Source organism: Pseudophaeobacter sp. 1A09344 (genome assembly GCF_041008745.1).
Taxonomy (GTDB): Bacteria; Pseudomonadota; Alphaproteobacteria; order Rhodobacterales; family Rhodobacteraceae; genus Phycobacter; species Phycobacter gallaeciensis_A.
On the sequence record NZ_JAXGFS010000008.1, the window covers coordinates 1 to 12,428 of the forward strand.

Genomic DNA, 12,428 nt, shown 5'->3' on the forward strand with positions numbered 1-12,428 from the left:
TATCACCAACGGTCAATAGAGGACCAAACACTGAACAGAGCGAACTAACAACCGCGGACTCAAAGGGGAGCAGGTCACAGGCCACACGAAGTCACCCGACAAAGTCAATGACCTTTGTACAAAATGCCAATCGCCTCTGTACTGTGAGACCTGTGAGACGCACCCGAAACATAGGCCCTTCAATAAGCAAGCGATCGAAGCCCTCATTCGTGTACACGCGGACGAAGAGACCGTTGAGGGAGCATTAAAGCGGGCATTTAAGACGCGAAACATGCTGATGCATGGAAAAACGCGTGACCAGATTGAAAAAGAACTTGGGACGGAGATGCAGGTCTCGGTCAACGAAGTCGCCCAGATCGCGAGAAAAGCAATATTCGAAGCGCTTCAACCACGGATGAAAGAAGAAGCTGTTGTGGCGAACCTTCACACGATCGAAGTGGATAACTATGCGCACATGCTGATGACACTCTACACAAACATGGGTTCCGGTCCTTTAAAGGATGAAATCCCAAACCTGGAGAAGTTCGCAATCCCAGAAGTAAGCTTGATCTACTCGGAGACTTCAGGAAGCCAAGCGGAATGATCGACGAAATCAACCTTCCCGCTTCCCAATAAGGTTCAGGGCCATTTTCGGCGGGTTTGAACGATCGTGATCACATCGAAGCCGGTCAAGCTCACTTCTGGTAAACCTTGGCGATCAGCAAACCCGGACAGACCATTTGCTGGACTCTTCGATGCACCCGGGTCGTTCAATATCTGGAAAGAGACCCATTACCGGCACGGGCCTGTTGCACAAATCATGATTTGCCCACCGCCTGCAAAGGGCCAACGAAATCAGACTGTCAGTGTGGGGCAGCAATACGGTGCGCCTGATAGTCTGCATCGACTTCAACGTCTGCTTTGGCGAAGCCGCGCTGCGGTGTAAGCGGTGCGCCGCTCCCCCACTTACGGCATGACGCTTGATCTGCGATTCAGAGGCTTCTTTGAATAGTGGGGAGTTTCTCGATGGGAGCTATAAGCGAGTTTCTGGCAAGTGTGCCTCGCCGTGCGGACGGCAAGCGGAATTGGCCGCCGGAGTTGAAGGCTCGGATCGTGGCGGAGACGCTGATTGAAGGGGAGACGGTCAATGCGGTTGCGAAGCGGTATGAGTTGATCCCCAGCACGGTGTCGGATTGGCGGCGGATGGCGCGGCAGGGTAAGCTGGTTTTGCCAAACCTGGACGGCATGGGCTTTGTGCCGGTCGAGATTGAAGCACCTGCACCTGTTGCCCAGCCTCTGCCCACCCCGTTCTCCAGTACGCTGGATGTGATCAAGGGCGACGTCACCGTTCGTCTTGATGCGGCAACGCCAGCGGCGCGGATTGCTGAGATCGCCAAGGCCCTGTCCTCGTGATCACGCCATCCCACAAGGTGCGGATTTTTGTAGCCAGTGATCCGGTGGACTTCCGCAAAGGCCATGACGGGCTGGCCGCATTGGTGCAAAGCCAATTGCGCCAAAAGCCCTTTGATGGGTCGGTCTATGTCTTCCGCGCCAAGCGTGCGGATCGGCTGAAGCTGATCTATTGGGACGGGAGCGGATTGGTGATGGCATACAAGCGGCTCGAAGATAACAGCTTCACATGGCCTGCGATCAAGAATGGGGTGATGCGGCTGGAAGCGGCCCAGTTTGAGGCGCTGTTCGCAGGTTTGGATTGGCGGCGTGTGCGGCCCTTGGAGATAGCACCCCCCGCTGCGGCGGAGTGACTCACAGGGGCGTTTGCGCGGGTCATTCTGCCCTTGTTTTGTTATGGCATCGGGCATGACCACACCTGATAAATTGCCCGACGACATTGCCGAACTGAAGGCAATTATCCGTGCGCAACAAGATCAGAATGCGCGGCTCGAGGCCCTGGTTGCCTCCTTCAAGAAGGCGCTCTTCGGGGCCAAATCCGAGAAGATCAATCCAGCCCAATACGAGCTGGAACTCGAAGACATCGAGACAGCTATCGCGCAGGTGGAAGCTGAGATCGATGCCGATGAGCGCACCGCGCCCGTTAGGTCACCGAAGCAACGCCAGGCCAATCGGGGATCGCTGCCCAAACATCTGGAGCGGGTGGAAGTGGTCATCGAACCCGAGCTGTCCTGCGGCTGCGGGGCCGAGCGTCATGTAATTGGCGAGGATGTCAGCGAACGGCTGGACATCATTCCGGCCCAGTTCCGGGTGATTGTCACCCGCCGCCCTAAATACGCTTGCCGGTCCTGCGAGGGCGGGATTGCCCAGGTTCCTGCACCCACCCACATTATCGCGGGCGGCATGCCAACCGAAGCAACGCTCGCCCATGTGCTCGTCTCAAAATATGCGGATCACCTGCCGCTCTATCGGCAGGCGCAAATCTACAGCCGCCAAGGGATCGATCTGGATCGCTCGACCCTGGCCGCATGGGTGGGCAAGTCGGCGTTCGAATTGACCCCGGTCTATGAGGCGCTCCTGACTGATCTGAAGCGCTCCACCAAGCTCTTCATGGACGAAACACCCGCACCGGTTCTGGCCCCAGGGCGCAAACGCACCAAAACTGGATACTTCTGGGCGCTGGCCCGTGATGACAGGCCATGGGACGGTGAAGACCCGCCCGGTGTGGCGTTCTCTTACGCGCCGGGGCGTTCTGGCCAGCATGCAGACACTATCTTGAAAGGCTTCAGCGGCATCCTGCAGGTCGATGGTTATGCAGGCTATAACCGCCTGCTCAAACGGCCTGCGCAGGATGTGACATTAGCCTATTGCTGGGCACACGCCCGCCGCAAGCTGCATGAGGTAACCAAATCCACCTCAGCTCCAATTGCACAGGAAGGCTTGGCTCAAATCCAGGCGCTCTATCGCATCGAAAAAGACCTGCGCGGTCAAAGTGCCGACCGACGCCACGCCGCGCGGCAGGAACACGCAAAACCCATCATCGATGACTTCGAGCTCTGGCTCGCCAAAAGCCGCGCCCGCGTCTCGGCCAAATCCCCAACCGGGGAGGCTCTGAAATACATCGCAAAATACTGGGAGGGCTTGTGCCGTTTCCTTGAAGATGGCCGCATCGAAGTCGACAATAATCCTGTCGAGCGCACGATCCGCCCCATTGCCCTCAACCGCAAAAATGCACTTTTCGCAGGTCATGACGCAGGCGCACAAAACTGGGCCGTCATAGCGTCCTTGATCGAGACCTGCAAACTCAACAGGATTGAGCCCCACAGCTATCTGTCCGCCGTCCTGGCAGCCATTGCTGGCGGGCACAAACAAACGGGCATCAAAGAGTTGCTGCCCTGGAGCTACGCCAAAACCGTGTAAACGGCGCACCGCTTACGCTGCGGTTATGGGACGGATAGTCAATGGTCATCGTGGGCCGATCCCGAAACTTTGCATAGTTCACTTTCTGCGCTTCGCTGACCTTGAAGCCGGGCGCAACATCCCCTGGGCCAACTGAGCAGATTTGAAGGTCCGCTTTCAGGAAGCCTTTCGCGCACGCAGCAGTGCCTTCGCTGCGCCTTGCATGAATGTCGTGATTGGGCTGGGGACCGGACGTCCTAAGTCAAGAGCATGAACGGCGGCTCTGGGCCGGAAACACTGGTTGGCGGGGGTCAGACGCTCCTACGAGCGATGTCCGGTCTTCTGCTTCAAGCGGACATGACCGATTTTCACATCGTGCGGCATGCGGCCCCTCAGTGGAGGTGTTTTTTATTAGCATTCAACAATCGAACTTAGAGATAATCTCCAGCAGCTCCTGTTTGCGTACAGGCTTTGTAAGAAAAGCATTCATGCCTGCCTCAACGCTGGCGTCCCGATCAGTTTGCATGATGTTTGCGGTGAGCGCGATGATCGGACAGGCGGGGAGGTGCTGAGCTTCCTCAAAATCACGTATCTCTCGGCTCGCAGTCAGGCCGTCCATAACTGGCATTGAGAAATCCATCAAAATAAGGTCAATTTCCGCATGGCTCTGCCCATAGGTGTTCACCGCCGCTTGGCCATCCTCGCAAAAAATGAGGGTGGTCTTCGTTGGTTTTAGCATTTTTTCCAACACCAGCCGGTTCGTGCGATTGTCCTCGGCTACGAGAATCTGCGTCCCTGAGAGATCTATCCGTCCCTCAGGCTGTTTCGTTTTGTGTCTCTGTTCGTTTCCAGTCAGCGTGTTTTGCAGACACTGTCCCAGCACTGTTGCGCGTACGGGTTTCATCAGCACCGCGTCAAACCCTAAGTCGGTTAGGAGGGTCTGATCACTAGTTTGTTGGCCGGAAGAATACAGGATCATCGGGAAAGTTTCCGGGCCCATACGCGTCTTGAGTTGCCTGAACAGTTCATCTCCGCTAATATTTGGCATGTTGTAGTCCAGAATACCGATATCGATTGTTGCCAATTCGCTAGGTTCCATGGCCAGAACGACCTCTGGACTTTTGTAGCAATGGACGACAACGCCCCACTGTTCCAGCGTCCTTTTCACGATATCATGGTTGAGCTCGATGTCGTCGACTACGAGCACATTCTTGCCGGACAGCGCTTCTAGGCTAAACAGTTCTTTCTGAACCATTGAAGAAGCTTTCTCCAGTGCAAGCCTAAATACAAAAGTCGATCCCGCGCCAGGTTTTGAGGTAACGGAAATATCGCCACCCATGGCTTCAATCAGATGCCGAGTAATGGTAAGGCCAAGTCCTGTTCCCTCAAAACGGCGCGCTTTGTGCATTTCGGCCTGTTGAAATGCGTCAAAAATACTGTCGAGTTTTTCCTCAGCGATCCCAATGCCGCTGTCCTTGATTGTGACAACCAGCGGCAATGCTTCTTCCGGCTCGTACGTAACCGATATGACTACCTCTCCCTTGGGGGTGAATTTCACGGCGTTCCCAGTCAGATTCACAATAATTTGACGTATCCGCTCAGGATCGCCATAGAACCATCGCGGAAGCTGATCATCGTAGTCGACAATCACTTCCACTTCGTGACCGCCAATCGGCGGGCCGAGCAAGGCCGCCACTTCAAATATCGTGTCATACAGCGAGAAGACTTCGATTTGCAGAACGTTCTCCCCGGCTTCACTCTTCGAAAAATCAAGGATGCTGTTGATGATTTTCAACAGTGTCTTGGAGGACCTCAGGATCGTTTCAACGCACTCATGCTGTTCGAATGTCAGTTTGTCACCGTCCAAAAACTCAGCCATGCCCATGATGCCGTTTATCGGTGTGCGAATTTCGTGGCTCATATTGGCCAGGAACTGCGCCTTGGCATTTGCGGCTTCGTTGGTGCGCTCCATCTCGGCTCGTAGCTTGCGCTCACCGATGACTAACAGTACCGCAAAGGCTATCAGAGTGAGTAGGATCCCGCATAGGACTGCCAGCAGTAGTCTTAGTGACCATATAGCATCCTGGCGTATGAGCGTTTCGTCCAGTACCGCCTCTACAGAAAAACCATATAGCGCATCCGTGCCAAGCCTGGTTTCGTTTGGTGAATGGGACCTACTGTCTTGCGGCCTAGGGGATGACACATCTACCAGTGGCTCCCCCCTGTAGTATATTGAGATGTCAGCACCGGTCTTCTTCCGCACCTCTTCCAAAAGGTCAAAGAAATGCAGTATCGAGACTTCGGCCATTGTCAGGCCGATTAACGAGCCGCCCTCGTAGAGGCCATCCGCGATACCAAATTGTGCTGAGGTCCCGGCAGCATCGTTTCTGCGTTTTTCAATCTCGATCAGGATCGGCGGGGTGTCCGGCCCTTCACCATACATGAAATGCGAGACCGCCTGATTCAGGTCGTAGTTCCAGTGGGCCTCATCGGTTGTCACCATTAAATCGCCAAATGTCGACCAAACGCTGATTCCCAGATAATTCCGCTGCCGCGCACTCGCCGCCCATCTGGGATCGATGTCGTCTGCAACAATGCCTGGCCCGTAGATCTCTATGGTTCGAGCGAGTTGTTGCAACACATCCTCGGTGTGTCGTAGCGAGCCTGAGATTTCATTTGCCAAGACCTCGATTGCGGACCTGACGCGAGCCTTACTTTCCTCCATTGCGCTTTCTACGACCAGCTGGATCACAATGGCGATGACCACAACGAAGGCCATCACGACTGTGCACGACAAGGCGAGAGCAGGCGAAAAGTGGCTTTTCACGCGCTCCCAGGCAGGCGCCGGAAATTTGGAAGTTGGCTCGAGCATTAATTCTTCTGTCGGAACTGACAACTTAGCTTAGGTAAATCGGGCACGCCAATAAGCTCTTTCGGAGAACTCGGACCAGCGGCCCAAGCTGCGCGCAAAATCGTTGTAGGAGGCGTGAACGCGTTTTGAAAATGTATCCTCCGCAACGAATTCCTCGATGATTCCCGGTGCAGCATGTCGCATGGCTCGGACGATATCATTCGGTAAGGGGAGGAATTTCACGCCGAAGTTCCGTGACAACTTGCCGACTGCAGCAGCATTCTGTGCTGCAAATTCGTTCGGCATTGCGGCGCTTTCGGCTTGGCACGCATTCATTATGATCGCACGCGTGGCGTCGTCATAGTTGTTCCACTTTTGCAGAGAAACGTTGACTTCGAGAGTATGGCCAGGCTCGTGCACTCCAGGATAGTAGCAGTTCTTGGCGTGGAGATGCATGCCGAATTCCAGATCGACCCAAGGACAGATCCATTCCGCAGCATCCAGATCTCCACTGTCAAGCAGCGCTTTTAATTCGCTTGCTGCTGTCAGTTTAGGCACCGCGCCTAGCGTCCGAAACAACTCACCACCGAGGGATGGGAAACGGATGACCAACCCCTCTAGGTCGCGCCGTGTGCGAAGCGGGTCTCGAAACCACCCGGCCGATTGCACCCCGGTGTTCCCGCCTGCCAAGGGCTTCACTCCAAACCTCTCACCAAGCTCGTCCCAAAGCTGCTGTCCGCCGCCATGCTCGAGCCAAGCATTGTGTTCATTTGCCATCATGCCGAATGGGATAGTTGCAAAAAAGGCAAAGGCGGGGGACTTCTTGGTCCAGTAGTAGGAAGTCCCATGCGAAAGATCCGCGGCCCCTGCGGCAAGCGCGTCGAGGGTTTCGAATGCCCCCATTTTTTCACCGGCCCCAAGAACATCAACAGTGATCTTACCGTCGCTCATCGCCGTGATGCGCGACGCGAGCCGCTCTGCGGTGTTATGCATCGGCTTCATTTCCCGTGGCCAGGCGGTGACCATCGTCATCCGCTGGGCGCCGCTTGCAATTGCAGGCGCGGCAATGGCCGGTAGGATCCCGCACCCACCCGCGATTGCGGTTCTTCGATTGATCCTTGTCACACCGTGCTCCTTTCGTTTGGAAATCTGGCCGACTAGACCTAGCACCAAGTCTTTTCGCATTTCTAAAGATTTAGCCCGACAAGTAGCACACCCAAGGTGAAGGAGGCGACTGGGCCGGTTGATCCGCTGGGCATGTGCACACAGGCCTTCGGTCAGCCACGCTGGGCGGCGACTTTACCAGGATCTACAGCCCAGGAAACATCTGCTCGCAAAGACAGCTTCCTGTGCCTCGCCGACGTAGCTCTCGCTCGTTGCGTCAACGGAGACCACATCGCCTCGCAGAGGGACCGCTTACGGGAAGGAAGCCTCGAAATTTCGCGCCTGCATCAGATTGCGCATTGCGTCTGGGAAGTATGTACACTTCCTGCGCCTAGCCGACCTTGAGGATGCTGTCCCAGAACGGAGCAATGCCTAGTATTTACTTCCACAGCCGTTTCCCATGGTCGCTGAATGTTCTGCAAATGTCCCGGGAAATATCTGAGCTATGTGTTTGGATTGTTGTAATCTTCTCCTGTCTTGAAAACCGTTGAACGTGAGAGCGTTCCCAGGGTTCGAATCCCTGTCTCCCCGCCACCGATTGCATGATGCGATCACCCCCCGATCTTCTTTCGCAATATGCGCTGATCTTGTCCGTTGCTATGGCTGCTCCAAGGATGCGATGCTGCGGGCGCAGGGTCTGCGGCGACAACAGGTTGGAACAGCTCAGAGGAGACAAGATGGCCGAGCTTATCCGTCAGGCCGACCTTGAGGATGCCGAGGCGATTGCAAGGATCGCCAATGACATGATCCGGGATACGCTGATCACCTTTACCAACGACGAAAAGACCCCAGCTGCCCTGCGGGACGTCATCGGGGAACGCGGTCTGCGTTATCTGGTGGCCGAAATCGACGGGCAGGTGGTTGGATTTGCGACCTATGGCGCGTTTCGCGGCGGGCCGGGCTATCGGCACACGGCGGAACATTCGATACAGCTCGCTCCGGCTGCGCAGGGGCGTGGGCTGGGGTGGCGGCTGATGGCGCGGCTTGAGGATGTCGCCCGCGCCGACGGCATCCATGTGCTGGTGGCCGGTGTCAGTGGCGCCAATCCCGGCGGCATCGCTTTTCATGCTTCGCTTGGCTTTGCCGAGGTCGGCCGCATGCCGCAGGTCGGGCGCAAATGGGGGCAATGGCTGGATCTGGTGCTGATGCAGAAGGTCCTGTCAGAGGCGGACTAACCCGGGGCGGTGGCCTTTGCACGTCCGTTTTAGGGGCGGTTCGCGTATTTTCTCGAATGCAATTAAAGGAAATATCAATTCTGTCCGGTCAGGATGAGGGCTGCTTGTCGCTCGAAACAGAAGGTTTCCATGGCCCATCGCAACTCTGCCCTGGCGTTTACAGCCCTGTCGTTCTCTTTCCTGGCCACCGGTTTGGGGGCGAGCGAACAGTTCTCAATCGTCAGTGAACAGTTCTTTCAGAAGGGCGGGGGAGACAGGCGCCCGGTTCTGGCCATCCCTGCCAAGGCAGAGATCATTCCGCGCACGACCACAGAGGCACGGGCACAGCCCGATCTGGAGGCTGAGATGGAGGCGGTGCAGGCCAATCTGGCCAGCCTTTTCCGGGGCCGCAGCGGCACCAGCATGTTCCGGGATGTAACGCGCCGCAGCATTGTCGGTGGCGATGCGGCGCGCAGGCTGATGCAATTGATTGCCAGCGCCGAGGCAGGCAAGGCGCAATATGATGCGGTGCAATACGCGGCAACGATCCGTCCTTCGAAACTGCCGACGCATATGACCATCGGCGAAATTTACAAATGGATCGACGACACCCCTGGTCAGCAGCATGCCATCGGCCGCTATCAGTTCATTCCGGCCACCCTGAAACGGCTGGTGAAACATGTGGGGGCCAACCGCTCTGACCGGTTCTCTCCACAGCTTCAAGACCGGCTGGCGCAACAGCTTCTCGAAGAGGCCGGCTTCAGCGCGACCGTGGCAGGGGATATGAGCCGCCATGACTTTATGAACAATCTGGCCAAGATCTGGGCCGGTCTGCCGACCTCCAGCGGGAAGTCCTACTATCACGGTCTCGCGGGCAATAAGGCAGTGCTGAGCTGGGCCAAGTTCGACAAGGAAATGGCGCAGCTATTCCCAGGTTGACAGCGGGCCATGTGTTACCCGGCCGGTCTACGCGGGAGCGACCCAGCGTAGACGCGGTGCATCACGACAGCAGTCAGATACATCGGCACCTGATAACAGCCGAGAAAGATCAACAACGGATCGGTGGTGCTTGCGGGTAGAGCGATCAGAAACAGTGCAAAATTGCGGTTGCCCGCGACCACGGCATAGGGTGCGGCAACCGCTTCGTGGCCCCGGCGGCGCAGCACGGCATAGGTCAGCAGCTGCATGCCGAAATTGGCGGCCAGCGCGAAGGTCATCCATTTGGCGACCAATAGGGGATCCTGTCGCAGCGCAGGTCCCAGCGCCGCCATCAATCCGACCACGATCACCGCAAGCGCCAGGGTCGTCATCCCGTCCAGCGCCTGCACCTGCTCCTGACGCAGATCGGGGCGGATCAGGTGGCGCAGGGCAAAAGCGGTAATGACCGTGAGAGCGATAGTGCCGATGAGCCGCAGTGTGGCCCAGAGGACAGCTTCCAGCCCGCCAAGATCGGGCACCAGCAGGAAGACCGGGATCACCGTCAGCGGCATCAGCGCCGTGCCCAGCACCAGAACGCGAAAGGCAGGCTCTGGCGCGTGTCCCAGCAGGAGGGTGATATTGGGGGCGCCGGTGACTGACGGGGCGCTCAGCATCAGAACCAGCGCAATTGCCGCGGGCGTTCCGGCGAGACCGGCGAGCCAAAGGAGCAGCAGCGCCACCAGAGGTAGCATCAGTTGCAGAACCAGAACTGCCCGCAGCGAGGACAGCCCTTCGGAAAGTCCGCCAAGGGCGGCGCGGGCACCGATGCGGAAGGCGGTCAGGAACAACAGTCCCGCCACCATCTGCGGCAGCCAAGGGCGCAGGAGCCGAGCCAGATCCGGCAGGAAAAGCCCTGCCACAAGGCCCAGAACCAAAGCGGCCCGGCCGTGCCGGGCCACAAAGGCAAGTGCATTCAGCATGCCCTCAGCCCGCCCCTTAGCCGGACGGCGTGCTGCGGATGTTCTCCGGCAGCCAGGTGGCCAGCTCGGGCCAGGCGACAAGGATCACCACCATCACCAGCATCAGGCCGACCATGGGAATGGCAGTCTTCGAGATGTAGGAGATCTCGTGCCGGGTCATGCCTTGCAACACGAAAAGGTTGAAGCCGATGGGCGGTGTCACCTGCGCCATCTCCACCACTACGACGATGAAGATGCCGAACCAGATCACGTCGATCCCGGCCTGACGGATCATCGGCTCGACAATGGCCATGGTCAGCACGACCGACGAAATGCCATCAAGGAACATCCCCAGCACCACGTAGAACAGCGTCAGTGCAATGATCAGCACCAGGGGCGACAGGTTCATCTGATCGATCCAGCCAGCCAGTGCCCGCGGCAGTCCGGTGAACCCCATGGCCAGCGACAGGAAGGAGGCGCCCATCAGGATCAGTGCGATCATCGCCGAGGTGCGTGTCGCGCCCATCAGCGAGGCCGAGAAGGTGTTCCAGGTCAGCGAACCCTGCGCCAATGCCAGCGTCATCGAACCAAGGACACCGACCGCGGCGGCTTCGGTCGCGGTGGCATAGCCCAGGTACATCGACCCGATGACAACGGCGACCAGCAGCAGCACCGGGATCAGGAACCGGCTTTCGGCCAGCATCTGCCCAAGAGTCATTTTCGGCTCTTCCTGTGGGCGTTCGCCTTTGTAGAAAAAATGCCAGCCGACGATATAGGCCATGAACAAACCGGCCAGCACCAGACCCGGGAAGATCCCTGCCATGAACAGCTTGGTGATCGATTCATTGATCGACACGCCATAGACGATCAGCGTCAGCGAAGGCGGGATCATCAGGCCCAGCGTTGCCGCGCCCGCCAGCGTGCCGATGATCATGAACTCAGGGTAGCCACGTTTGCGCAGCTCGGGGATCGACATCTTGCCAACGGTGGTCAGCGTCGCGGCGGAGGAGCCCGAGACAGCCGCAAAGATGGTGCAGCCGGCGATATTGGTGTGCAGCAAGCCACCCGGCAGCCAGCGCATCCAGGGCGCCAGGCCGCGGAACATATCCTCGGACAGGCGGGTGCGATAAAGGATCTCTCCCATCCAGATGAACAGCGGCAGCGCTGTCAGCGTCCAGCTGGAGGCGCCGGTCCAGATCGTGGTGATCATCGCGTCGCCTGCGGGGCGGGTGGTGAACAACTCCATCCCGACCCATGCCACGCCCATCAGCGCGAGGCCGATCCAGACCGAGCTGCCGAGCAAGGCAAACAGCACGAAGAGAAAAATGATGGTGGTGTAGATCTCGCTCATTCCACGGCCTCCGAATTGATGCTCGACCGGCGGGTGATCAGCAGGCGGCACAGGTAGTCCCACAAGGCGAGCGCCAGAAGGACGGTGCCAATCGACATCGGCAGCTGCGGCAGCCAAACCGGGGTGTAGACCCATTCGGACCCGGTCTTGGCCCAAAGCTCCCCCCATTTGCTGGGGGCGGTGGCGAACATGGCGAAAAAGGACAACAGCCACTCCGGCACGAAATCCTGCCCCTGCGTGCGGTCATTCAGCATCTTGGAAAAGATGTTGGTCTTGATCGCGTAGCGGGCGAAGTATGTCGCGGTGATGGCGGCGATCCACATCGCCACCGCATCGAGAACCAGACCGATCCGGGGGCTGATATTAAGGAAGATCGACACCCGGATATGGGCGCCGCGCGTCAATGCGTGGGCCAGCGCGAGAAAGGAGGTCGCGGCCATGGCATAGCCGGCGTATTCGGTGGAGCCGGGAAAGGTCAGGTTGCTCCAACGGGCGACCATCTGCGCCACGATCAGCAGCAGGATCAGCAGCATGAACCCCGCCGCCAGAACGCCGGAGCCGAGATACAGCTTATCTGTCACGCGTTGCACGGGACGCAGGATGCGCCCGGCGGGGCCGGGGGCCAGCAGGCAGGCCAGCGCCACAAGGGTTGGAATTACAAACAGCCACAGCCACAGCGGCAGGCCCAGAAACGGTTGCCAGTCGCGCAAGTCGACACCCCCAGAAAGTCAGAAAAGATTAGG

At 57.9% G+C, this 12,428-nt stretch carries 11 protein-coding genes; 6 read left to right on the forward strand and 5 right to left on the reverse strand.

All coding sequences use genetic code 11. The annotated features are described in order from the left end of the window. The first annotated feature begins 271 nt into the window (after nucleotides 1-271). The 4 genes from SM765_RS14335 (at nucleotide 272) to tnpC (ending at nucleotide 3,309) form a co-directional block, all read left to right on the forward strand. Complete coding sequence (locus SM765_RS14335) at nucleotides 272-583, forward strand: hypothetical protein (RefSeq protein ID WP_368981550.1); 312 nt, start codon at nucleotides 272-274, stop codon at nucleotides 581-583. 422 nt (nucleotides 584-1,005) lie between these two features. Continuing rightward, nucleotides 1,006-1,392 carry a transposase gene (locus SM765_RS14340; protein ID WP_368981551.1) on the forward strand — a complete coding sequence of 129 codons (387 nt, stop codon included), beginning with the start codon at nucleotides 1,006-1,008 and terminating at the stop codon, nucleotides 1,390-1,392. Continuing rightward, a complete protein-coding gene (tnpB, locus tag SM765_RS14345) occupies nucleotides 1,389-1,742 on the forward strand; it encodes an IS66 family insertion sequence element accessory protein TnpB (RefSeq protein WP_368981552.1) in 354 nt (117 codons plus the stop codon). Before SM765_RS14340 ends, tnpB begins: the two co-directional genes overlap by 4 nt. Nucleotides 1,743-1,797: 55 nt before the next feature. Then, complete coding sequence (gene tnpC, locus SM765_RS14350; protein ID WP_368981553.1) at nucleotides 1,798-3,309, forward strand: IS66 family transposase; 1,512 nt, start codon at nucleotides 1,798-1,800, stop codon at nucleotides 3,307-3,309. A 397-nt stretch (nucleotides 3,310-3,706) separates the two neighbouring features. Here the strand turns inward: tnpC and SM765_RS14355 are convergent, their stop codons facing one another. Next, nucleotides 3,707-6,160 carry a hybrid sensor histidine kinase/response regulator gene (locus tag SM765_RS14355; protein ID WP_368981554.1) on the reverse strand — a complete coding sequence of 818 codons (2,454 nt, stop codon included), beginning with the start codon at nucleotides 6,158-6,160 and terminating at the stop codon, nucleotides 3,707-3,709. A gap of 30 nt (nucleotides 6,161-6,190) precedes the next feature. Next, a complete protein-coding gene (locus SM765_RS14360; protein ID WP_274835831.1) occupies nucleotides 6,191-7,171 on the reverse strand; it encodes a TRAP transporter substrate-binding protein in 981 nt (326 codons plus the stop codon). 809 nt (nucleotides 7,172-7,980) lie between these two features. Here SM765_RS14360 and SM765_RS14365 point away from each other — a divergent pair. Both SM765_RS14365 and SM765_RS14370 read left to right on the forward strand, forming a co-directional pair. Beyond that, nucleotides 7,981-8,478 carry a GNAT family N-acetyltransferase gene (locus SM765_RS14365; RefSeq protein ID WP_274838348.1) on the forward strand — a complete coding sequence of 166 codons (498 nt, stop codon included), beginning with the start codon at nucleotides 7,981-7,983 and terminating at the stop codon, nucleotides 8,476-8,478. A gap of 129 nt (nucleotides 8,479-8,607) precedes the next feature. Continuing rightward, nucleotides 8,608-9,396, forward strand: coding sequence for a lysozyme family protein (locus SM765_RS14370; protein WP_065270973.1), 789 nt, complete (start codon nucleotides 8,608-8,610; stop codon nucleotides 9,394-9,396). Between the two features lie 14 nt (nucleotides 9,397-9,410). On the opposite strand, the gene SM765_RS14375 is transcribed toward SM765_RS14370, so the two are convergent. From SM765_RS14375 to SM765_RS14385, 3 genes are read right to left on the reverse strand one after another with little or no spacing between them, the layout of a single operon-like run. Continuing rightward, nucleotides 9,411-10,355 carry a hypothetical protein gene (locus SM765_RS14375; RefSeq protein WP_274835833.1) on the reverse strand — a complete coding sequence of 315 codons (945 nt, stop codon included), beginning with the start codon at nucleotides 10,353-10,355 and terminating at the stop codon, nucleotides 9,411-9,413. A 16-nt stretch (nucleotides 10,356-10,371) separates the two neighbouring features. Continuing rightward, nucleotides 10,372-11,685 (reverse strand): TRAP transporter large permease, encoded by a 1,314-nt coding sequence (locus tag SM765_RS14380; protein ID WP_065270971.1) that lies wholly within the window; start codon nucleotides 11,683-11,685, stop codon nucleotides 10,372-10,374. Next, a complete protein-coding gene (locus SM765_RS14385; protein ID WP_274835834.1) occupies nucleotides 11,682-12,395 on the reverse strand; it encodes a TRAP transporter small permease in 714 nt (237 codons plus the stop codon). Before SM765_RS14385 ends, SM765_RS14380 begins: the two co-directional genes overlap by 4 nt. Between the last annotated feature and the right edge of the window lie 33 nt (nucleotides 12,396-12,428).